The sequence below is a fragment of the Mucilaginibacter sp. P5_A4 genome, assembly GCF_056400605.1.
On record NZ_JBFUKX010000068.1, the window covers coordinates 1 to 23,931 of the forward strand.

At 42.7% G+C, this 23,931-nt stretch carries 16 protein-coding genes and 1 pseudogene; 10 read left to right on the top strand and 7 right to left on the bottom strand.

Annotated features, from left to right (window positions below; all coding sequences use genetic code 11):
- The 4 genes from AC1DQW_RS25490 to AC1DQW_RS25505 all read left to right on the top strand — a co-directional run.
- On the top strand, positions 1 to 1,773 hold a 1,773-nt coding region (locus AC1DQW_RS25490; RefSeq protein ID WP_477456628.1), incomplete at its 5' end, for an alpha-L-arabinofuranosidase C-terminal domain-containing protein.
- Positions 1,774 to 1,818: 45 nt separating this feature from the next.
- Positions 1,819 to 3,393 carry a glycoside hydrolase family 43 protein gene (locus tag AC1DQW_RS25495; protein WP_477456629.1) on the top strand — a complete coding sequence of 525 codons (1,575 nt, stop codon included), beginning with the start codon at positions 1,819 to 1,821 and terminating at the stop codon, positions 3,391 to 3,393.
- 438 nt (positions 3,394 to 3,831) lie between these two features.
- The gene (locus tag AC1DQW_RS25500) at positions 3,832 to 6,240 is read left to right on the top strand and encodes a glycoside hydrolase family 2 TIM barrel-domain containing protein (RefSeq protein ID WP_477456630.1); all 2,409 of its coding nucleotides are present in this window, start codon (positions 3,832 to 3,834) and stop codon (positions 6,238 to 6,240) included.
- 52 nt (positions 6,241 to 6,292) lie between these two features.
- Positions 6,293 to 6,550: a transposase gene (locus AC1DQW_RS25505; RefSeq protein WP_477456631.1), complete on the top strand. Its 258-nt coding sequence runs from the start codon at positions 6,293 to 6,295 to the stop codon at positions 6,548 to 6,550.
- A gap of 587 nt (positions 6,551 to 7,137) precedes the next feature.
- Here AC1DQW_RS25505 and AC1DQW_RS25510 read toward each other — a convergent pair.
- Entirely contained in the window at positions 7,138 to 7,725 is a 588-nt protein-coding gene (locus tag AC1DQW_RS25510) for an RNA polymerase sigma factor (RefSeq protein ID WP_477456632.1), read from the bottom strand.
- Between the two features lie 154 nt (positions 7,726 to 7,879).
- Between AC1DQW_RS25510 and AC1DQW_RS25515 the strand changes: the two genes are divergently transcribed.
- The 6 genes from AC1DQW_RS25515 (at position 7,880) to AC1DQW_RS25540 (ending at position 13,145) form a co-directional block, all read left to right on the top strand.
- Positions 7,880 to 9,022, top strand: coding sequence for a FecR family protein (locus AC1DQW_RS25515; RefSeq protein ID WP_477456633.1), 1,143 nt, complete (start codon positions 7,880 to 7,882; stop codon positions 9,020 to 9,022).
- Between the two features lie 215 nt (positions 9,023 to 9,237).
- Entirely contained in the window at positions 9,238 to 10,491 is a 1,254-nt protein-coding gene (locus AC1DQW_RS25520; protein WP_477456634.1) for an STN domain-containing protein, read from the top strand.
- Complete coding sequence (locus AC1DQW_RS25525) at positions 10,476 to 11,804, top strand: glycoside hydrolase family 3 C-terminal domain-containing protein (protein WP_477456635.1); 1,329 nt, start codon at positions 10,476 to 10,478, stop codon at positions 11,802 to 11,804. The genes AC1DQW_RS25520 and AC1DQW_RS25525 overlap by 16 nt, the downstream gene beginning before the upstream one ends.
- 27 nt (positions 11,805 to 11,831) lie before the next feature.
- A complete protein-coding gene (locus AC1DQW_RS25530; protein WP_477456636.1) occupies positions 11,832 to 12,233 on the top strand; it encodes a hypothetical protein in 402 nt (133 codons plus the stop codon).
- Positions 12,234 to 12,348: 115 nt separating this feature from the next.
- The gene (locus AC1DQW_RS25535; RefSeq protein WP_477456637.1) at positions 12,349 to 12,912 is read left to right on the top strand and encodes a hypothetical protein; all 564 of its coding nucleotides are present in this window, start codon (positions 12,349 to 12,351) and stop codon (positions 12,910 to 12,912) included.
- Positions 12,819 to 13,145 carry a hypothetical protein gene (locus tag AC1DQW_RS25540; protein ID WP_477456638.1) on the top strand — a complete coding sequence of 109 codons (327 nt, stop codon included), beginning with the start codon at positions 12,819 to 12,821 and terminating at the stop codon, positions 13,143 to 13,145. The genes AC1DQW_RS25535 and AC1DQW_RS25540 overlap by 94 nt, the downstream gene beginning before the upstream one ends.
- Before the next feature lie 297 nt (positions 13,146 to 13,442).
- Here AC1DQW_RS25540 and AC1DQW_RS25545 read toward each other — a convergent pair whose 3' ends face one another.
- From AC1DQW_RS25545 to AC1DQW_RS25570, 6 genes and pseudogenes are all read right to left on the bottom strand, one after another.
- The gene (locus AC1DQW_RS25545) at positions 13,443 to 16,862 is read right to left on the bottom strand and encodes an FtsX-like permease family protein (RefSeq protein ID WP_477456639.1); all 3,420 of its coding nucleotides are present in this window, start codon (positions 16,860 to 16,862) and stop codon (positions 13,443 to 13,445) included.
- Positions 16,863 to 17,949: 1,087 nt separating this feature from the next.
- A pseudogene (locus AC1DQW_RS25550) lies at positions 17,950 to 18,096 on the bottom strand (fibronectin type III-like domain-contianing protein); the annotation flags it as partial.
- Between the two features lie 15 nt (positions 18,097 to 18,111).
- A complete protein-coding gene (locus tag AC1DQW_RS25555) occupies positions 18,112 to 18,444 on the bottom strand; it encodes an Arm DNA-binding domain-containing protein (protein ID WP_477456643.1) in 333 nt (110 codons plus the stop codon).
- A gap of 1,265 nt (positions 18,445 to 19,709) precedes the next feature.
- Complete coding sequence (locus tag AC1DQW_RS25560) at positions 19,710 to 22,121, bottom strand: glycoside hydrolase family 2 TIM barrel-domain containing protein (protein ID WP_477456640.1); 2,412 nt, start codon at positions 22,119 to 22,121, stop codon at positions 19,710 to 19,712.
- Positions 22,118 to 22,336, bottom strand: coding sequence for a hypothetical protein (locus AC1DQW_RS25565; RefSeq protein ID WP_477456641.1), 219 nt, complete (start codon positions 22,334 to 22,336; stop codon positions 22,118 to 22,120). Before AC1DQW_RS25565 ends, AC1DQW_RS25560 begins: the two co-directional genes overlap by 4 nt.
- Positions 22,337 to 22,498: 162 nt before the next feature.
- On the bottom strand, positions 22,499 to 23,860 hold the full coding sequence (locus tag AC1DQW_RS25570; RefSeq protein ID WP_477456642.1) for a glycoside hydrolase family 27 protein: 1,362 nt from the start codon (positions 23,858 to 23,860) through the stop codon (positions 22,499 to 22,501).
- Positions 23,861 to 23,931: the final 71 nt, after the last annotated feature.

Consider the following 23,931-nt stretch of genomic DNA (forward strand, 5'->3'; position numbering starts at 1 on the left):
ACCTGTTTAAAACTAATGGTGGATACCGGCGACGGTAGGGCCGGTATTGCAAATGAAGGTTATTGGGGCATACCTGTTTTGCCTAATACAACTTATAACGCTTCGTTTTATATAAAGGGTGCAGCAAGCGGGCCACTCCCCGCCAGCCCCTGGGACCCCAAGCCTGCAACCCCTCTTCCTGTAATTGCCGATAACACCGCCGGGCCTATAACCGTAAGTATAGAAAGCAATGACGGTAAAACAGTATATGCTTCGGGGACTATTAATTTGATAAAAAGCCCCTTTTGGAAAAAATATGAACTTAAATTAACAACCGGCGCTGGTGTTAAACCAACGACTGACGCCCGTTTTGTTATTTCGACAAACCGCACCGGGGTTTATTATTTTAACCTCGTCTCTTTATTTCCGCCAACCTATCATAACCGCCCCAATGGGAACCGGGTAGATATCATGAAGTTACTGGCCGATATGAAACCCCGCTTTTTACGTTTCCCCGGCGGTAATTTCCTTGAAGGCCCGAAACTAACTGATGCCTTCCCATGGAAGACCACTTTAGGCGCGCTTGAAAATCGTCCGGGCCATACGGGCTCATGGGGCTACCGCCCCACCGACGGGATGGGCTTACTTGAATTTTTAGAATGGTGCGAAGACCTGAAAATGGAACCGCTGCTTGCCGTTTATGCCGGCTATTCACTCGACGGCGACCACGTGGACGCAGGCCCGCTTTTAAAGCCCTATGTAGATGATGCGCTTGATGAAATTGAATATGTTACAGGCGATGTACACACCTACTGGGGCGCTAAACGTGCGGCAGATGGGCACCCGGCACCCTTTAAACTCAGCTATGTGGAAATTGGTAACGAAGACGGGTTTGACGAGTCTGGCAGTTACGACGGACGTTACGCCCAGTTTTATGATGGCATTAAAGCCAAATACCCTAACCTTCACTGTATTGCAAGCATGGGCGGCAAGGACTGGCTTGGGAGCAGAGGTAAATTAACCATTCGCAAGCCCGAAATTGTAGATGAACATTATTACCGCAATGCCTGGGGGATGGAAGAGGAYGCAGCACATTATGATAACTACGACCGCAAWGGATATAAAGTGTTTGTAGGTGAATGGGCAACAACGGAAGGCATGCCCACCACCACKTTGAATGCTGCCCTYGGYGATGCMGCSTGGATGACMGGTATGGARCGMAATTCRGACSTSGTTATCCGCTCATGYTAYGCGCCWTTACTTGCAAATGTAAACAAGGCTACCGCAACCGTGCCSAAAGCATGGCAATGGGAATCAAACCTGATAGGYTATGATGCATTGACAAGTTTTGGTTCGCCCTCGTACYATGTACAAGTAATGTTTAAYAGCTATATCGGCAATAAAGTGGTTCCTGTAGCGGGCATCGATATCCCCACCCAAACGCGGCCCGCCACCAAACAGGACAGCGCGGCGAACAACATGCCCAAACCTATACCAGGCATGTTTTATGTAGCTACCAAGGACACCAAAACGGGAAAACTGTTCCTTAAAGTAGTAAATGCAACAGGAAAGCCGCAACAGGTTGATATTGATTTAAAGGGGGCCGGAAAGCTTTCTCCCGAGGGTATTATCGTGGTCATAAAAGGTGATAAACCCGAAGATACCAACACGATCAGCGATCCGGTAAAAATAGTTCCGGTTATCAGTAAGGTAAGCGGGATCAGTAAAAAATTTACAAGAACATTCGATGCCTACTCCGTAAGCATGCTTCAAATAAATACGTTAACTAAATAATTGAAACCAGTTAAGAATACCAGGACAAAAAAACAAAATGTCAATATGAGAAATGCGATTTATAGGTTATGGACGACGGCCTTAATTATCAACCTTATAGTGCCGTGTTTATACGCGCAAAAAGCCACTAATCCCATTATTTACGCAGATGTACCAGACATATCAATAGAACGTGTAGGCAATAGCTATTACATGAGCAGCACAACGATGCACATGAGTCCCGGTGTACCTATTATGAAGTCGAACGACCTGGTGAACTGGAAGACGGTGGGTTATGCGTACGATACTTTAGCAAATATTGATGCAACAAATCTTACAAATGGCAAAAATATGTATGGGGAGGGTTCGTGGGCAAGTTCTATCCGTTTCCATAATGGCACCTATTATGTAAGCACATTTTCTGCAAATACCAATAAAATGCACATTTACAGTACTAAAAATATCGAAAAAGGYCCRTGGAAAGCCAGGTCATTTGCCCCCGACCTGGGTGATCACTCCTTGTTTTTTGATGATGACGGAAAAGYGTATATGATTAGCGGGAGCGGAGATTTAAGGTTAGTTGAATTAAAGGACGATCTTTCCGGTATAAAGCCTGGCGGAACGGACCAGGTTATCATTAAAAAGGCAAACGTGCCTTCGGGCGGCATTGGCCTCGGTCCGGAGGGCTCTCAGCTGTTTAAGATCCACGGCAAATATTATCTTTTCAATATTACATGGCCACCGGACCAYGTACGCACTGTTATCATACACCGGGCAGATAAAATCACCGGCCCGTACGCAGGACGAATTGGCCTCCAGGATCTGGGTGTGGCACAAGGTGGATTGGTTGAAGCGCCGAATGGAGCCTGGTATTCTTATTTGTTCCGTGATTATGGCTCGGTGGGCCGTATTCCCTATTTGGTCCCTGTAAAGTGGGAGGATGGATGGCCCGTTTTGGGCAACCACGGCAAAGTGACTGATACACTCGACCTGCCGGCCGGCAAAGGTTTGATCCCGGGAATTGTCGCTTCAGACGAGTTTACCCGTAAAAAAGGTGAACGTGAATTACCACTGGTTTGGCAATGGAAYCATAACCCGGATAATAGCTTGTGGTCTGTTACCGCGCGGAAAGGGTATTTACGACTCACCACCGGCAGGATTGACACCAATTTCCTGATGGCACGAAATTCATTGACACAACGCACTATCGGCCCGGTATGCTCCGGGATAGTTTCGCTCGACGTTTCTAAAATGAAAGATGGTGATTTCGCGGGCTTGGGCCTTCTGCAAAAAAATTACGGGTTGGCCGGTGTAAAAATAACCGGGGATAGCAAAGCTGTCGTCATGATCAATGCAAGCACCGGAAAACCTGTGGAAGCACAAAAGATCCCCCTGAACCAAAAGGTAGTATACTTTAAGGCGGAATGCAATTTTACGAACAGGAAAGACTTGGCAGATTTTTTTTATAGCCTGGACGGGAAAACATGGATCCCATTGGGCACGCAATTAAAAATGGCCTATACCTTCCCRCATTTCATGGGCTATCGTTTTGCTTTGTTTAATTATGCTACAAAAAATATAGGGGGAGCGGCCGACTTTGACTTTTTTCATATAACAGGTTCCATTTCATCGGAAAAATAAAGCGCATTAAATTAACGAAYGCAAAAAATGAAAAAATTGGAAAATATATCTTAATGTTATTATGCTTACAGCCCTGGTTATTTCCGGGGCGCAAAGCTATAAAAAAACGGCATTAGGTTTAACGCAACCCGAACCCGGTGCGAAATTCGCTCAAAATGCTTTCGATAACTTTATGACGATATAGAGACAACCACTTTTTTTAACCGGATGATACGGATAGCCTCCTGAACGACAACCTCGCGGTTAAGCTCAAAATTGCTGACCTTGCATTTTATGACGAATTAAAAAAGCGTGGAATGCAGAAGCCGGTGAATACATCCTTCAGTTAGGTAATTCATCCAGTAACATCATTCAGAAAGTAAAAATTTCAGTTAAATAAATATTGGATGGTTTCACAACTAAATGCCTTATTCTATAACCAAAAACACGCTCACTTTTATGAAAGCGATAACAATGGCCTTCTTTTTGCTTTTGGCCGGCAGTACTTTTAGCCTTGCTCAAAATCAAAATGGTATTGAACGAAAACAATTATTTGATTACAACTGGAAATTTACCCGGGGCGACGAGGCGTCAGCCAAATCAAGAGACTTTAATGATGCGGCGTGGCGTAGCCTTGATTTGCCGCATGATTGGAGTATTGAAGGGAAAATAAACCCTAAAAATTCAACAGCCGGAGCAGGCGGTTACTTCCCTGCAGGTATCGGTTGGTACAGGAAAACATTCGCGGCGCCCGGTGAATGGAAAGGTAAAAGCGTTTCTGTTTATTTTGAAGGCGTTTATATGAACTCCGAGGTATTTATTAACGGAAAATCGCTTGGCGTTCGTCCTTATGGTTATTCATCATTCAGTTATGATCTTTCGCCTTATTTGGACTTTAACAAAGAAAATGTCATAGCTGTACGGGTAGACAATTCTCAACAAATAAACAGCAGGTGGTACAGTGGCTCCGGGATCTATCGCCACGTTTGGATGAAGGTTTCCAACCCTGTGCATGCAGACGATTGGGGAGTAGCAATCACAACGCCTGAAGTATCTGCAAAGCAAGCATCCGTTCGGATAAAGACTTTAATAAAGAACGAAACTGCTTTCTCGCAAAGTGTTTTTCTTAAGAGCCAACTACTATCGGCAAATTCTAAAAACGCAGGGGGTAATAAAATAAAGGTAGAACTACCTGCTAATAGTGAAAAGGAAATTACGCAAACTATAAAAGTGTCCGGGCCCTTACTATGGGAGCCGGAAACTCCTAATTTATATCAGGCCCGGATCCAGATTTTAAAAGATAACCATGTAATAGACGACATCCAAACGGCTTTTGGCATCCGATCCATAAAGTTTACCGTTGAAAATGGTTTCCAACTTAACGGTAAAACGATCAAGATAAGCGGCGGATGCGTTCATCATGATAATGGCTGCCTGGGGGCTGCAGCGTTTGACCGGGCTGAGGAACGGAAAGTTGAGCTACTAAAGGCTGCAGGCTTCAATGCCGTAAGAACCTCTCATAATCCCCCTTCCGAAGCTTTTTTAAACGCTTGTGATAGATTAGGGCTGTTGGTTATTGATGAAGCATTCGATGGATGGAGAGGTGGCAAAAACAAGTACGATTATTCTATCTATTTTGACCAATGGTGGAAACATGATTTGGAAACAATGGTGCTGCGTGACAGGAATCACCCCTCAATTTTTATGTGGAGTATTGGCAATGAAATATCTGAAAGAAAAACACCTGAAGCAGTGAAAACGGCTAAAATGCTTGCCAGCGCAGTTAAAAATATAGATGCAACGAGACCTGTTACGTCGGCTGTTGTCACCTGGGGCGAATGGGAATCTTTTGATCCGCTTATGGCAGCTCATGATGTTTGTGGTTATAATTATCAATTAAATAGCGCTCCGGCCGATCATCAAAGAGTCCCTTCCCGCATTATTGTTCAAACAGAATCATATCCGCGGGATGCTTTTGCCAATTGGAAGCTGGTGCAGAACAACAGTTACATAATCGGCGATTTTGTTTGGTCGGCTATTGATTATCTGGGCGAGTCCGGGATCGGTCGTTCGTATTATTCGGGTGATGTCCCAGGAGAGAATTGGGAAAACGATTTTTTTCCATGGCATGGCGCATATTGTGGCGACATAGATTTGATGGGATGGAGAAAACCTATATCGCATTACCGCAGCCTGTTGTATAACAATAACGAGAAGCTATACATGGCTGTTCGCGAACCTCAACCCGATCCACTGGAAATTAAAGAAACAAAATGGTCTGTTTGGCCAACCTGGGAAAGCTGGACATGGCCTGGTTATGATGGAAAGAGTATTGAGGTAGAAATATATTCAAAATATCCAAAGGTCAGGCTTTACCTTAATAATAAACTTATCGGTGAAATGCCAACAACCGAAGAGCAGGAATTTAGAGCTACTTTTTCAGTGCCCTATACGCCCGGAGTTCTCAAAGCGGTTGGTGTGGAAGATGATAAGGAAACAGGATCATCTATTCTGCAAACTTCCGGGAATGCTGCAAAGATCAAACTAATTGCCGACCGAAAGGAAATTTTGGCTAACGGTCAGGATTTATCTTATGTGACGATCGAAATAACTGATAAGGACGGGACAATTCAACCGAACGCAGCAGATCGATTGCATTTTAAAATTGACGGACCGGGCGTAATTGCCGGTGCAGATAATGCCAATATGAAAGACTACGACCCATATACAGGCAACTCACGTAATGCATGGCACGGACGGGCGATAGTTGTAGTCAGAAGCACACGTAATGCTGGGGATATTAAACTTACGGTTAGTTCCGCAGGGCGATCTGAAGCAACTTTAGTTATTAAAGTACTTAAACATTAACGCTTGTGAAAACTCGCAGGATAAATATGGGTATATCTGGCGATTTAAGTATTTGAGAAATGATCCGGGTAAGCGTTATCAAAAGAGCCAAAAGATTGTCTTTCCAGATATTCATCATCCAGCTCTTTTTTTTCCAAGGTATCCTTTGTTGTTGAAAGCTTACAATCTATCGGTTCGGCTGGGACAGATCTTCACTGTCTGCAAAGACAAGAAGCAGGCTTTCAAAAGACAGGCTATCTGGTATAACGATGTAGAAGATGCAGGAATTGATGCTTTTAAAACTGTTGCAAGATCTGTCAAAACGCATTAATGCCGTCGCCTTATGTAGGTCGAAAAAACAATCGCAGTAAGTAGAGAAAACCGCATTCTCCACAAACTGTAATCTGAAGTAAATCTATCAGATACTACTTTGGCAGAGTTTTATTACAAGGAATTATAACTTGTTATATTCGAAATTTTTTAAACTCATTATGTCGAATGTCGCGTTCTCCAATATTTAATAATACTAAAACTTGGTTTTACTCTCATATTTGCCATTGAATGCCCTGACATAGTTAAATCCATCACAAAAATTACCGGCAGTCTGCTGATATCAAAAATCATGACCAAACCTAATTTGCTTGTTCCTTTCGACACAATCGTTCTTTATAATTTCTGCTAAATTAGTTAGTAGAAGTGATTGTATCCTGTTTTGCGGGATAAGCTTTTTTGTGAAACAAGCCAAAGGAAATTCTTTGAACACTTATTTGAGTTTTTGGAGGTTGTAGAGCCGATTTTGAAAGAGGTTAAAAATATCAAGTCCTAATAATTAAAGTTCAAAAACGCACTGTATTGGAAAAGATTTGTCTAATACAACCTGGAGTTATATTGAGGGAATCACAAAGTGTTTCCCGTTTTTTATCGCCTAAAAAAGGCATTGCACAAGATGAGCACCGCGATATCCTTAAAATGCAGTCTTAAATGTTTTAAGGCCTGAGTAATTTGGTTTTCTACAGAACGTTTTGATATTCCAAGCCGTTCTGCAATTTCATTATTGGTGAGGTGGTGTTTCCGGCTTAATAAAAATATTTCACAGCTACGCTTAGGCAATTGTTTTAAACAAGCCTCCATTTCGTTTTCCAGGTCATGATAGATCATGTTTTCCTGGCCGCTGTTTTCCTGTGTTAGTTTTGTCTCCTCCGGGTAGGATTCCAGGTACACAACGGACAGATTTTCACTTTTCTTTAAAAAACTATAAACCAGGTAACGGGTTGAGGTCTTCAAATAGCTTTTAAAATCGGCAATGTTTAGATATTTTCTTCTGTTCCAGATATTGAGGAAAAGGTCGTGTACCAGTTCCTCGCAGGTATCGGGGTCTTTAATATATTTATTTGCGGTTTTATACAGTATAAACCAATGGCGTTCAAAGAGCGCTGTAAAAGCACGGTAATCATCATGAACGATCTTTTCCCACAGATCGGCATCGCTAGGGGAGCTATTTGCCATAATTGGTTATAACAATAAAAATACAATTATAAGATTTAAAGGTAGATATTGTAGTCAATAGTATAATTCTTCAATTTTTTTTTCAAGATAAAGTGTGTGCAGGGCATTAAAGTACCTCTATGTTTATATAAGCCTGTAATAAACCATTATTAAAATGACCCAAGCAGAATACCTGTTGCTGTATGAGAAATATATTGCCGGAAATGCCACACCCACTGAGATAGAAAAGGTGTTGCATTACCGGGATGAATTTGAAATGTATGTAGCTGTAAAGGATGATGAAGCCAACGAGTATAGTGAAACAAAAAAAAGGATATTAAAAAACCTTGATAAAAATACTGGTCAGGCAAGGATTCTTATGCTCCGGAGGACAAAGATGTGGTCTTCAGCGGCGGCTATTTTAATCTTTGGTACAGCTGGGTTCCTTTTTCTGAAAAATAATCACGCTGTACAATCTTTTAAAAATAATAAACAAGCTATTGTTGCTCATGATGTTGCACCCGGTTCAAATAAAGCAACACTTACCCTGGCAAATGGGAAAGTGATTGCCTTAAGTGACGTTGCTAACGGAGTAATTAATAAACAGGGAAATGTCACTGTAAAAAAGAAAACGGGCGGAATAATAGAATATGCTGTTACTGCCGAAAATAATGATAAAAGTTCCGTAGCCAATTCGATATCCACCCCACGCGGTGGGCAATATCAATTGATACTATCCGACGGAACAAAAGTATGGCTCAATGCGGCATCGTCATTAAGGTTCCCATCGTCCTTTGTTGGCCGAAAACGTACTGTTGAATTAAGAGGGGAAGCTTATTTTGAAGTCGCCAAAAACAAAAAAATGCCTTTTATAGTAAAATTCAATGATGTCAATATTGAGGTTTTAGGAACCCATTTTGATATAAAAGCTTATGATGATGAAGAAACTAAAGCCACTTTGGCAGAAGGATCAATAAAAATCAGCAAAAACAGTCAGCAAAAAATATTGATTCCAGGGCAGCAGGTTATTGTACCAAAAGTGGCTGATAATTTAGAAGTCTCACCGGCGAACATGGATGAAGCCCTTGCCTGGAAAAATGGTTATTTTATATTCCATGATGCCAGTATTGAAAGTATAATGAAAACTGCGGCAAGATGGTACGATGTTGACGTTGCCTATGATACCGACCTTAGGAGTAAAAAGTTTGGCGGGCGGGTTTCAAGGTACAAGAACATCTCCGAACTGCTGAAAAACATGGAGTTAACCGGAACTATTCACTTTAAAATTGAAGGAAGGAGGATAACCGTGTTGAAATAAAAAAATACTAAAAATCACAACAACTATGGTTATCAAATAAATCACCAGAAGCGTTGGTACCGCTCCTGATGATCTCCGGCAATGAGAAGCCGGGCCAGGTAACTATTGTTAATCGTTTCGTACAACTAATTTAACCTAACATTCAAATGTATAAAATTTTTACCGGAATTATTTGCGGGAGTACTTCCTGCGCGTTATCCAAATTTTTGAGAGTAATGAAATTAACTATTGTTTTATGGGTAGTTGCCTTTATGCAGGTAAGCGCATCAACATATGCCCAAAAAACTAGTTTAAATGTTAAAAACAAGCCCCTTATTGATGTTTTAGATCAAATTACCCGGCAAACCAATTACAATTTTATTTACAACTCTGATATACTTAATACAGCAAAGCCTGTAAGCATCTCCGTAAAAGATGGAGAGCTTAACGATGTGTTAAAAAAGTGCTTCTTTGACCAGCCCTTTACCTATGTGATTAACGGTAATACTGTTATTATTAAAAGAAAACCTGAGGTTGTGGCCCTATCGGCTGTGCAGGCCATCCCTATTAAGGGAACTGTAACCGATGATAAAGGTGTCCCATTAGCCGGTGCGTCTGTTATGGTAAAAGACGCGAAAAAAGGCGCAGTCACTAATAATGCAGGAGAGTTTTCGATTGATGCCAAACCTGGTGATATACTGATTATTTCTTATATAGGATTTCAAACCCAGGAGATTGTAATTGGTTCACAATCGAGTATTGATGTCAGGATGACCGCTGCCATCAATGCGTTAAATGAACTGGTTGTTATAGGATATGGTACACAAAAGCAAAGCAATATTACGGGGGCTATCAGTAGTATAAAAGCGAGCGATATGAAAGACCAGCAGATAACCCGGCTTGATAATGCTTTACAGGGGCGGGTTGCCGGTGTCAGTGTGATACAAAGTTCAGGCGCTCCCGGCTCTGGCCCAACAATCAATGTGAGGGGTGTAACCTCTATCAATAACAGTAACCCCTTATATGTTATTGACGGGGTGGTGGTGGATAATGGCGGGATCGATAATATTAACCCGAACGATATAGCTTCAATAGATGTGCTGAAGGATGCAGCAGCCGCTATTTACGGATCAAGGGCATCCGCAGGCGTTATCCTGGTTACCACCAAAAAAGGCAAACCTGGAGCTCCTGTGATCACTTATGATGGTTATTACGGCCTGCAAAACCCAATTAAAAAGGTGCAGATGGCTGATGGTACTCAATATGCAACTTTAAGGAATGAAGCGATTACCAACGATGGCGGGACAGCGCCGTTTGCCGACCCTTCGGTTTACGGAACAGGTACCAACTGGCAGAATGTGGTTTTTGGCAAAAATGTCCCTATTCAAAACCATAACATTTCGGTCAGCGGCGGAAACGATAAGAACACTTATTCAGCACATCTCAGGCGCTATGGAACGGCACCGATATTGAAATGGGTACCGACCTGAACCAAAACCCGATAAATTACCACAAGTTCTATATGGCCGATACGGTGGTGAGCCTGGTGCAGAGCGGCAAGTTGTCCGAATACCTGGTAAACGAGAAGGTAAAACGCATTTTATATGTAATGTATAAAACCAATATGATCGGTGGCGTTCCGCGCAAAAAGGGTGAATACAATACCAAAGCCCATCAACAAACAGCGGAAAAGATTGCCGAAGAAGGCATCGTATTGCTTAAAAATGAAAATAAAATATTGCCCTTAAGTTCAAAGATCAAATCAATTGCCGTAATAGGCTGCAACGCCTATAGGAAACAATCGATGGGTGGTGGAAGCTCGCAAGTAAAGGCGTTTTATGAGGTAACACCGTTGCAAGGCCTTAAAAACATTGCAGGCGACAAGGTAAATGTCACTTATGCAAAGGGTTATAATGTTGCCCGTAATGCCGGGCCAGACCAGGTTATGATAGATGAAGCGGTTAAAGTCGCATCAAAAGCTGATGTTGCCATTATTGTGGGCGGATGGACGCATGGCTATGGTTATTCATGGTGGGGTGATAATGCCTATGATGCGGAAGGCGTTGATAAGCCCGATATGAATATGCCTTTTGGGCAGAATGAGCTAATCAAAGCTGTTTTGGCTGCAAACCCCAACACAGTTGTTGTACTAATGGGCGGCGGTCCGATAGATATGTCGGCATGGGTTAACCAGGCAAAAGGTATTATACAGGCCTGGTATCCCGGTATGGAAGGTGGTAATGCGCTGGCGAAAATTATCTTCGGGCAGGTAAACCCGTCCGGTAAATTGCCGGTTAGCTTTCCAAAGAAACAGGCAGATGCGCCGGCTATCAAACTGGGCGAATTTCCGGGTGACAGTGTTATCGTTAACTACTTCGATGATATTTATGTGGGCTACCGTTATTTCGATACCTATAAAGTCGAGCCTCAGTTTGCCTTTGGTCATGGTTTGTCCTATACCACTTTCAAATACAGCGATCTGCATGTTAAAACAAGTAATCAAACCGCTACAGTTACTTTCAGTATAAAAAACACCGGTACAATGGCGGGTGCCGAAGTGGCGCAATTATATGTAAAACAAGAAAAACTAAATCTACCCAGACCCGAGAAGGAATTAAAAGGTTTTAAAAAAGTGTTTTTGAAAGCGGGCGAAGAAAAGAAAATTACCCTTGCCTTAAATAAAGAAGCCTTTCAATATTTCAATGATGTTAAAAACCAATGGGAAATAAACCCCGGTCTTTTTGACTTTATTATCGCAAGCTCATCCAGGGATATCAGGTTAAAGGGCACAGGGGTTTTATAATAATTTGAAGCGACTAAATCATCAGGTATGAAAACAACAAGTCTTAAACGCAAACAAGGGCTCCTCTATATCTTTTTAGGCTTTGCCCATTCGCTTTGCTCAGCGCAAACGCCAGACCCCTGGAAAATAACCGCGACAAACATTGATCCTTCAAACTATTACGGCGTTACCTTGGCCAACGGAATGATTGGCATGGTTTCGTCGCCTGAAGTATTTAAGATAAAAGGCGTAACTCTTGCTGGCGCTTATGATTTATATGGCCGGGGCAGGGTAAGCAATTTTCTGAATAGTTTTAATTTATTGAATATGTCGCTCGACATCAATGGCAAACGTGCCGAAGCCAGGAGTGTCAGCAACTATAAGCAGGACTTGACATGCTGCACGGTTGCTTTACCGCAACCTTTGACCTTGGAGATGAAGCTTCGGTAAAATACGCTTATTATGCGCTAAGACAATTGCCATTTACTGTTTTGATGGATATTTCCATCACCGATAAAAAAATATTACGATCAACGCTGTCAGTGCCCTGGAAACGCCGGATGCCTTGCGCGATGTTCAAAGCTATTATAATGTGGTTGGCCCTATCAGCCTGCTTACTTCAAGTGGAAAAAGCCCGACCGGTAAATTGCTACCCTGTGCCTCAAATACTTTCTTGTTTGACGAGGAACGCGGGCAGGAGTCGCGGGTGATGCACGAAATGTGGGATAGCAATCTGCATCAGATGAAACTCAGCAAAGCTATTGCCGCGGGACAAACTTATCAGTATGCCCTTGCCGGGTCATCAATTACGTCGGCGCACGACGCCGACCCATTGAACCAGGCTGAACGTTTAACCATTTTTGCCAAACTGGAAGGCCGGAACCGCCTGATCAAATTCCACGAAAAAGCATTGGATGATCTGTGGAAGAGTGACATTAAAATTGATGGAGATCCGCAGGCGCAACAGGATGTGCATACTATGTTGTATCATTTGTATTCCTTTTCCCGCGCCGGCAGCGCTTATGCTCCTTCGCCATGGGCCTGTCAGGTCTTGGCTATAATGCTCACGTATTTTGGGATGCTGATCTGTGGATGTATCCCGGCTTGCTGGTATTGCATCCGGAGATAGCCAAATCTTTTGTTGAGTATCGTTACCAGCGTTTAGGTGCGGCAAAGCAAAATGCCTTTGCACATGGCTATAAAGGGGCCATGTTTGCCTGGGAAAGCGCCGATAGCGGTGTAGAAGAAATACCGGTTTGGGCACTAAGCGGTCCGTTTGAGCACCATATTACTGCCGACGTTGCCATTGCCGCCCGGAATTATTATTGTGTTAAAAACCTCCAAAAACAAGCAAACAACTAACGATCAAATTGTTAGAGCTTTTAACTTATTGTAGTAGCCCGTAGGGGAAGAATCTCGAACTCTTTTTTAGGTGATTTGAGGCGTTTGGCTGGTTAAAAATAGGGTTCGAGTCCAGTTTGGGGACAATTGCCTTGTGAACCCTACGGGAATCGAACAATCATAAATTGCCGGATATGGTTCTTTGCTTTTCTTACTGCATAAAAAGTCCGCGTTACAACAGGTAAAATCTTTATGAGTCATGATTTTAATAAAGGCTTCCTTTAAGTGGCAATTAAAAAAGTCGGCATACATAGCTTGTTATTCTGTCTTCAAACTTTTTATCGGGTTTGCCAATGCGACTTTTATGGACTGGAAGCTTACCGTCATTAATGTGATTAGTATAGCGCCAATAGCTGTAACGATAAATATCCACCATGCTACATCGGTGTGATACTGATAGTTACGCAGCCAGTTATGCATAAAATAATAAGCCACAGGCGAGGCTATAATTATTGAAATAAACACCAGTATGGCAAAGTCTTTCGATAGCAATTGCCACAGGGCGAACACAGAAGCGCCAAGCACCTTACGTATACCTATTTCCTTAACACGCTGTTCGGCCATGAATGATGCCATGCCAAACAGCCCGAGGCAGCTGATAAATATAGCCAGGCCGGCGAAAACAGTAGCCAACTTACCTATGCGTTCTTCATCACCGAATTCTTTTTCATATTCCTGGTCAACGAAGTGGTATTCAAAGGGCTGTTCTGGATTATAGGTTTTTAAAACAGAAGCGATGTTGCTAATAGCTTTGGCAGCGCTCATTTTCGGGTTTATCTTTAGCAATAAACAGCCTCCCGGCCATTTCGCCAGAAAATGAACCATGGGTTGCACCTGTTCATAAGGCGACCGGTTAATGATGTCTTTAGTGACCCCTATGATCTTAAACTGTTGGCCATAAAAGGTTATGTAATTTTCTGTCGGTTTTTTCATAGACATAAAATCAGCTGCCGCCTGGTTAATGATTACCGCTGCTGAGTCGGAAAGGAATGACCGTGAGAAATCACGGCCGTCGCTAAATTCCCAACCAATGGTTTTGCCATAATCGTATGAAATATCCTCCTGGCCGAAATTGACATCCAGCTTAGGGTCTTCTCCAGGCCATCCCACGCCGCCAGTAGTACCAGCAACTTTGTTAGGCGGAGCATCTGCTTCGGCCATTTCAGTTATTGTGCCGTTACTTGCAAGGGCCTGTTTTATCACATCAAAATGTTGATGGAGTTCAATAGTCCGGATGGGTATGGCAACCAACCCATCCTGGCTATAGCCTATAGGGCGGTCTTTGGCAAACATTATCTGCCGGATAACAACAATGGTACCGATGATAAGCACAATAGAAACTGTAAACTGAAGCACCACCAGTATTTTACGCGGGGCCGAAGCCAGCCGCCCGACCCGGAACGCCCCCTTTAATACCTTCACAGGCTTAAATGACGACAGGTAGAGGGCCGGATAGCTGCCGGTGATAATAGCGGTGATAAAACTGAGGCCGATTCCCGCGAGCCAAAACGCCGGACTGTTCCAGGGAATGACTATCTGTTTACCGGCCAGCTGATCGAAGGCTGAAAGGCTTAACTCCACCAATAGTATCGAGACCATAAAAGCCATCAATACACAAAGTAACGATTCACCGTAAAACTGGTATATCAATTGGCTACGGGATGAACCAATTGCCTTGCGGATACCTACTTCGCGCGCGCGTTTCTCAGACCTGGCTGTACTTAGGTTCATGAAGTTGATACAAGCCAGCAGCAGGACAAACACACCTACAATACCAAAAAGCCACACATATTGTATTTCGCCACCAATGTTTTTTCCGTCCTTAAACGCGCTATACAAATGCCATTTACTCATTGGCTGCAGAAATAGCGCCGGTTTTGCTGAAGCCGCAACTGGTTTTAAATGCCGGAGCATTTCATCTCTGATCTTTAAAGATACTTTGTCAAGGTCGGCATTGTGAGCCAGTTGAACATATAAGTTAACAATACCTGGGCCCCATGGCTCCCTCATTCCGCTCAAGCCTGCCTCAAAGTGGCCCCATGAACCAATAAAAGCCATGCCGCCAAGCGTGGTATTTTCGGGGAGATCTGCATAAACGCCAGCTATTTTTAGATTATCTAAACCGTTCCACCTCAAATTTAACTTCAAAACTTTACCCATGGGGTCCTCATTGCCGAAAAATGCCTTCGCTGTAGCCGCCGATATTAATATCGACGATGGGTCCTTTATAGCATCGCCTCTGCCTTCGAGCATATTTAGTGTAAACAGGGCTGGCCCGCCGGCTTCCATGAAGGCACCTTGCTCAGTCAGTTTTTTGTCGCCTAAAGCCAATATATAATTTCTCGGGAGTGTCGACATTGCTACAGACTTAAAATCGCTGCCATAGTTTTTGCGTAGCTCGGCTGCCAAAGGATACGGTACATGGAACGAGGTCTTCACTTCGCCATTATTGGTCACATTTTGTATTACCTGGGCTATACGGCGATAGTTACCGTGGTACTTATTAAATGATACTTCATCCAAAATCCACAAACTGATGAGCATTACCACTGCTATACCCACTGCAAGGCCACCTATATTAATAAGCGATAATACTTTATTCTTAATAAGGTTGCGCCAGGCAATTTTGAAATAATTTTTAAACATATAATTGCGATTTAATTTTACAGGAGCCCAACCTGGCGGGCTCCCCGAACGCAATATTACCGACGGTAGGTGTGATGAGATGGCCAACTTATCATTTGGCAACTCTTTTTTCAGGCTGTTTTTGTATTCCACTGGGGTTTTGCCGGTCATCTCTTTGAAAACGCGGTTGAAAGTCCTTTGGGAATTAAACCCCGACTCGTAGGCGATCCCCAGCAGTGTGAGCCGGTTGTGAGCCGGGTCCTGCATCTTCCGGGCAGTTTCACGAACCCTGAACTCATTAATAAAGTCGCTGAAGTTCTTTTCCAAGCCCACATTAATAATCCGCGATAAATCGTGCGGATGGATATTCAGCTTTACTGCCAGGGAGGTCAATGTCAGTTCGGCATCCTCATAAAGACGGTTTGCGGCTACAGCTTCCTTTAGCGTGCGGCTTTTTTCCTTTGCATCATATCTATCGGTTATCGGGGTGGCCAGTTGTGTGCTGCTATCCAATTTTAGCATCACTTCGGCGGCTACGCCAATAAGCACAAAAGCAACGGTAAAACTCAAGACATCATTAAACAGCCATAATATGCAAAGCAAGGCGAGCAGATGCAAGGTCTTATCTAACCGGCGGAAAGCAAAGCGCGGCCTATCCATTAGCACCGGCTGCAAGCGGTTATAAAAATGCTGTATCAACCGGTGCGACAGGTATAAATAAATGACAACCGAAATGAGCACCAGCCAGCCCGGCAGCCAATACGCAACCAGCAAAGGGCAAAAATGTAGCATATCCTTTCGGGCAAATTGTAGGTTTGGTGACGTCATCCGCCCCACATAAAAATACAACAGCGGCCCCAGCGCCGGTAAAAAAATCGGCGAAAGCCCGCCGGTCTTCAGTACAATTACAGCTAAAGCGGCACTTAAAAACAGGTTGGCTGCCTGGCCTTCCCTTTTTGCGAATGCTAAAAGCAGCGCGAGTGTAAACCCCGAAAACAGGGTTGCCATGGCGGCCACATGGTACAGGTTAATATGGAATATATCAGGATTCAAGTAATTCAAATAGCCCAAAGGCCGTTCCAAATTTACAATATATTGATATATACAAAATTATGCCAGGATAAATATGTTTTGCTGTAACGGAATCGAACATAGGGTGTTCGTTTTGGGGTGGGTAGGGGCATTGGGTTCGCTGGTTTGGTTGTGTTGTTGCGAATAAGTATACCAAACAAGAAAGCCGCTCTACTTTCGTAAAACGGCTTTGTAGCCCCCAGGGAATCGAAGCCATGCACTAAGTTACCTCCAAACTGCTTAAAAACTTTAGTCCCTCCAAAAAGTGGTTCGAATTCCATCTGGGGACAATATCGATTCTCCCCAAACTGGACTCGAACCCTATTTTTTAACCAGCCAAACGCCTCAAATCACCTAAAAAAGAGTTCGAGATTCTTCCCCTATGGCTACTAAAATACGTTTAAGCCACTAACAAATTGATTGCTAGTGGCTTACTTGTTTTTTTGGCTAAGATTTTTTCTGTCTGGCTTTTCCAGAGCCTAAGCAACACTCTGCTAATCAACTATTTGAATTGTTTTCAGGTGTTCTAATCCCTTTAGGGATTAGTTTCAAATACTCTTTAAATTTCCGGGACTAAATCTTTACCATTTTCATCATCATCCATTATTATTTCTACTATAGTCGGGCAATCAGATCTAATAATTCAGCTTTGTTGTTATCAAACTTTGATGCTCCTTTTTTAACAACTCTTTTGGCTGGTCTTTTTTTTGACATTTTTAATAATATTAGTTAAAGGCCAATATAGCTAACCCAAAAAATAACTTCTATTTTTATGAACTGACTATAAGCATGTTAATGGCGTTAATCCTGCATAACCTGCGTGCCTGCTGTACAAAAAATGTGTTCCGTATCTCACCCCGGAACGCCGTCAACTAAATTCAGATCAATCTCATTTTACTGACGTAAATTTCACACAGCTAATGCCACCTGCTTTGTATTCATTCTTCTGCCCACTACTGCTCTAAATTTTAAATAGTGTTGAGATTAAAACCTGTAAACAGCAACCGCTCCGTTATCTCAAGGCACTTGTAATTATTAAATAGAAAAAACGTATATTCATTTCATCTAATTACAGGGTCACTGTACCTGTCAGTTTTATATCTCTTGATGAATCACCAACAAGAATATCAAACTTTCCAGGCTCCAAAACCCATTTACTCAAATTATCATTGAAATATTGAAATGCGTTCTCATCCAAGGTCATCGTTATTGTTTTTGATTCTCCGGGTCATCATCCTTTGTTTGCAGGAAATTTCCATTCGATAAATTCCCGCGCATGTTTAAAAGTTTTAAGTGTATTGGCGCCAAAGCCCCTGCCAATCAAAGATTCCATCTGTTTATTGTGATCGCTGAAAATCTCCAACAACATTTTAGATTTTTTACCTTTCCCGTCAAGTTCGTTCCGCAAGGTATCGGCGGTGATCTCTTCTTCGCTGTCCAGCAGGCGGGTATGGATACGTTTCAGCTTGGCCAGGATACTGTCTAAATGGGCATTTAAACTCCTTGCATCCTCAGTATTTCCACGGGCTTTTCCTCGTTTTTCGTCCCATTTTTCAGGTTCGATTCTCGCCCGATAGTTGCTTCACTCCTTTTTTCGTCCACGGAAATACACAAATAGATAAGCAAATTTCCTGATTCATAGTACTTTACCTTCTTTAGGTAAAAAAGCATGTTAAAATTTTTAGTCTTCATTAACTCACTAGTTTTTGTTCACCAATCGTTACAAACCTACATTTACAGGCCCCGAAAATCAAGATGTTCAAATTTTTGACTGGCTGACAATCAGTTATTTATGATACTTTTGGTTAGTAAATCGGTAAGTGACCAAAAAACGCTCTAAAACTCACCTGAGTAGTGAAAATAGCTGCATAAAATGGTCATTTTACCAAAATCAAAAGGCCTGTAAACATTTGATTTACAGGCCTTTGGTTGTTTTTGAATTAAGCGTATGTGGTCCCGACGAGAATCGAACGATGCCCGTAATTACATGAAATTCAGCGTTTTATACGGCTATTAATTCACTACTCACCGAATTACTCACCGTGTTTTTTGATATAGATTGATCGCAAATCTTGTACTATAAATATAGACATTTACAGATTATTTTCAAAATATCGGCGGCTTTTTTTGATAATAGGCTCTGACAACTGACTTAAATTCTCACCCTAAAGATATTCAGCGAGGATATACCTTCGCCTCATCTATCTCGTCAGGATAATCCTATTTATCGTGGAAGACAGCATTCTTTATAAGATGTAATTTGAATTAGATTTCTCAGATTATACCTTGGCCGAATTCTATTGCACGGATTTATAACTTGTTATGTTCCAATTTTTTGAAACTCATTGTGTCGAATGTCAAGTTCTCTATTTTGAAATTTTCGGTGGGTACCAAATGATGTAGTTCCCCCGGCTAATATTTTTTATTAAATCCTATTGTCCCGGACAAAGAAAAATTAAAACGACATTGATATTCAATAGCTCATATACAATGGACTAGATTACTCACAATATCGTAACTTGCTCTTGAATAACGAGATGACTATCTGCGTGTCTGGCGCCCCATGTCCAATTATAATTGGTACTTTCCGGACAAGTTAAAGTTAAACGCATAAGTACCCTAATCAAGCCGAGGGACTCTAAAAGCTGCTATTCTTTTATTACATGTTGATCATGTCAAACTGTGAGATTATAACGACCGGAAAAACTCTCTGATTTACTCGCCAGACACATGATGATCAACTATAAAAAATCAACTAATAATGCCTCAGGACGCCGGATTAAATTTAATTACAATTCTTTATAAGTTATAAGCCATTAGGCATTAGCGCTAATGCCCAATGGCTTTGATATTTAAAATAGCCCCTGATAGGTTGGGGGAAGTAACCGTCAATTTAATATCGCCCGAACTGTGCGTGCTTCTGATAACAACCAAGGCACGTCCGTGCCAGGCCTTACGTGTATCCGCTGCATATGGATCTGTGTCCTTCAAATCGGCATTATCTACTCCCGTAATGGTGGCAGGCCCTTCAATTTTAAAATGCAGGCGATTTATAGCATTCGGTTGAACTATGCCGGCACTGTCTGTTATCTCAATGGTGACATAGGCCAAATCTTGCCCATTTGCCAATAACTTTTTATGGTCGGCAGTCAATTTTATTTTTGCAGCTCCGCCCGACGTTTGCAAAACAGTTGATTCAACCTCCTTATCGTTATCCACACCGACAGCCTTGAGCTGTCCCGGCGAATAGGGCACGGTGAATTCGGCTTTATGTTCCTGCGCTATTGCCGTAGGTTTTTCGCCAATAAGTTTATTGTTGAGATAAAGGCGCACCTTAGGATATTTTGAATAAACTTCCACTTTAATATCCTTTCCAACATAATCCGGCCAGGTCCAGCTTTCCCAGGTTGGCCAAACAGACCACCACGTTGTTTTAATTTCCAAGGGGGCTGGTTCAGGTTCCCGGACAGCCATGAAAAGTTTTTCGGTATTATTGTATAACAAGTTACGATAATGCGAAATCGGCTTCCTCCATCCAATCAGATCAACATCTCCGCAATAAGCACCATGCCAGGGGAAAAAATCATGTTCCCAGTGTTCGCCAGGCATATCGCCCGAATAATACCAACGACCTATTCCTGATTCTCCAAGATAATCTATAGCCGTCCAAACAAAATCACCAAGAACATAATTGTTGTCTTCTACCAGCTTCCAATTGGCAAAAACATCCTTGGGGTACGATTCAGTTTGAATGATCATTCGTGAGGGTACCCGCTGATGATCGGCAGACGCGCTCTGCAAATGATAATTATACCCGCCAATGTCATGCGCCGCCATCAGGGAATCAAGCGTTGCCCAGTCTTTACCATTATCCACAATGGCCGATGTAACCGGACGGACAGCATCTATTTTTTTTATGGCACCTGCAAGCATTTTGGCTGTTTCTACGGCTCCCGGGCTACTCCTTTCTGCTATCTCATTACCAACGCTCCATATTACGATTGATGGATGATTACGATCCCGCATAACCATGGCTTCCAGGTCGCGTTTCCACCACTTGTTAAAATATCCGGCATAATCATGTTTGTTTTTCCCTACTTTCCAACAGTCAAATGCTTCATCAACAACCAATAAGCCTAATCTGTCACAAGCATTTAAAAATGCCGGGGATGGTGGATTGTGAGAAGTTCTTACAGCATTGAACCCCGCCTCTTTGAGCAGTTCAACCTTGCGTTCCTCTGCACGGTCAAAAGCAGCGGCACCCAGGCAGCCATTATCATGATGCACACACCCTCCATTCAGTTTTACTGTTTTCCCGTTAAGCTGAAAACCGTTTTCCGTAGTAAATTTGATGGAACGTATGCCAAACCCGGTCGCTGTTTCATCAACTATTTTTTCATTTTGCAATACCTGTATCCGGGCACTATATAAATGCGGCGTTTCCGGCGCCCATAACTTGGGGGCTGATACCGTAATTGTTTGAGCAATTTCCTTTTCGCTGTTAGCAGCCACGTCAACAGTTACTTGTTTATTGCCTGCGTTTTTAGCGTTTGGCCCTTTCAGCAAGGTACTAAGCACCAGATGTTGAGGCGACCCCGTTTCGTTTTTAATTAATGTTTTAATTTGAACGGTTGCTTTTTTTGCAGACACATCTGGAGTGGCAACTGAAACTCCCCACTCGGCTATATGCACAGCATCGGTAACATTCATCCAAACGTGGCGATAGATCCCGGAACCGCTGTACCACCTGCTGTTCACCTGTTGCGAATTATCAACCCGTACGGCTATCACATTCTCATGATTAAAATCCAGAAACGGTGAAAGGTCATAGCTAAATGACGAATAGCCATAAGGATAAACTCCAAGTGATTTCCCGTTAATGAAAACTTCAGAATTCATATAAACTCCTTCAAAGTAAATGGAAACCTTTTTGCCTTTCCATTCAGCCGGGGCTTTGAAAGCTTTCCGGTACCAGCCAATTCCTGCAGGAAAGTATCCACCGGCTCCGCCCGTCGGGTTTTTGGGGCTTATTTTCCCTTCTATACTCCAATCGTGTGGTAAATCAAGGCTTCGCCAACTCATATCGTTAAAATCTTTTGATTTTGCAGACATAGTATCTCCCAGAAAAAACTTCCAGTTATAATCAAATAGTTGTTTTCGTTCAATACCATTTTGACTTTGAGCGAGACTAAAATTAATGCCGGCCAAAAGCAAAAAGAAGGTCATAAATATCGTTTTCATAAAAATGAGGGTGTTTTTGAATTATAGAATAATACATTTAGTTGTGAAACCATCCCATATTTCTGCGCGTTGCCGTGGAGCACGTCTTTTTTTTTCAGCGTCATTTTGCTGATGATGCTGCTGATCTTCGCTTTAAGTGCAGCCTCGCTTTTGTTTTGTGCCCAAACGCCGCCGGCCACGAAAAATGCCATAAAACAGGCAATGGTATATTTCATAAATTAGTCTTTCTTTTATTTTTTGTTGATGCTATTTATCTGTGGCTGTAGGTTCAACAGCAGATGTGTTTAACCCTGGCGATATTGCTTTGCTGTAAGCATTATCGGTTACAGCGCGAAGGAGCCGAAATTTTTATTTCCCCCTTGTAAGTTAGCCGAGCCCTAATTAAGCAACGATAGTTTTAACAAAGCGGCCCCGTGTGTATTGATCGTTTTTTTATATCCTTTTTTAAAGGTACCTACATCTTGTTTTTCCCAAAGGTCCCGAACGACTACCTTTCCTTCCAGGCCAAGTTGGGCAAAGTTTACATCCACATCCTGCGGCTGTGCCGCCAGGTTGAATAAAGCGACATAAATATCCTTACTATCGGGCACGTGCGAATACCAAACTATTGCATCATTAGTTTTGTATAACTGGCGCGGTTCGGTCCCATGTTGGTTAACGGCTATCACCTCATCGTTTGTAAACAGTTTCAATTCCTGTTCCCTGTTTTCGGGCAGGTTGCCGCCCAAAATTAACGGGGAGCGGAAGATGGTCCAAAATGTCATATGCGAATACTCCTCGTCTTTTGTAAAACGGCTATAACGCTCGGCACCTACAGGGCCCCGTTTTGACAATTTGCCTATTTGTATCATATCACAATCGGGCCAATGGCCGGGGCCGCCAAGGCCTTCCCATTGTTTGCCATAATTAAACATTTGCAATACGGCGGGCCATTCGTCCCAAAAGTCATTGGCCACCCGCCACATATTGGCATTTTGTTTTAAGTTACCAGCTTTAAAAACAGGCGTAGCCCCCGGTGATGTGCTGAATACGATGGTCCTGCCGCAACTATCAATTGCCTCGTGGTAGCCCTCAAGCTCCGCAGTGCGATAAGGAGCAGATAAGTCATCAACCTTAATAAAATCAACGTCCCAAGCGGCATATAACTTCAATATTGAATTCAGGTATTCCTGCGCTCCGGGTTTAGCCATATTCAGGCCAAACATGTGGTTATTCCAGGGGCATTTTGAATTAGTATCGGCTATCATATCAGCAGTTATGCCATTAGTGCCCATTACGGGTGATTTTGCCCATACTGCCTGGCGTGGGATGCCACGCATTACATGAATACCAAATTTCAACCCCAGCGAATGGACATAGTCGGCCAATGGCTTAAACCCCTTACCTCCAAATGCCGACGGAAACTTATTTGTATCAGGGGTTAGACGCCCCCATTGGTCCATTGCCAGCCAGGGGCTATATGAGCCATCTTTAAGTCTTTTTTGAAACGGGTCGCCACTTCGGCTATCAAAGGACCATAAAAAATCCACCACTATATATTGCCAGCCATGCGCCTTCAGGTTTTGCGCAACGTAATCAGCATTTGCTTTTACCTCATCCTCATGAACCGTCATACCGTAACAATTGTAACTGTTCCATCCCATGGGGGGGCTTAGCGCAACATTCGTGTTTTGCGCCTTTACAGATGTACAAAAACTAAATACTATTAAAAAAGTTAAAATTTTCCAAGTTGTGGTCATCGATCGGAGATTTATATTGTAAATAATATGTAACTGGTTGCGTCAAACGACTTATTAGTGTTTGTAATAAC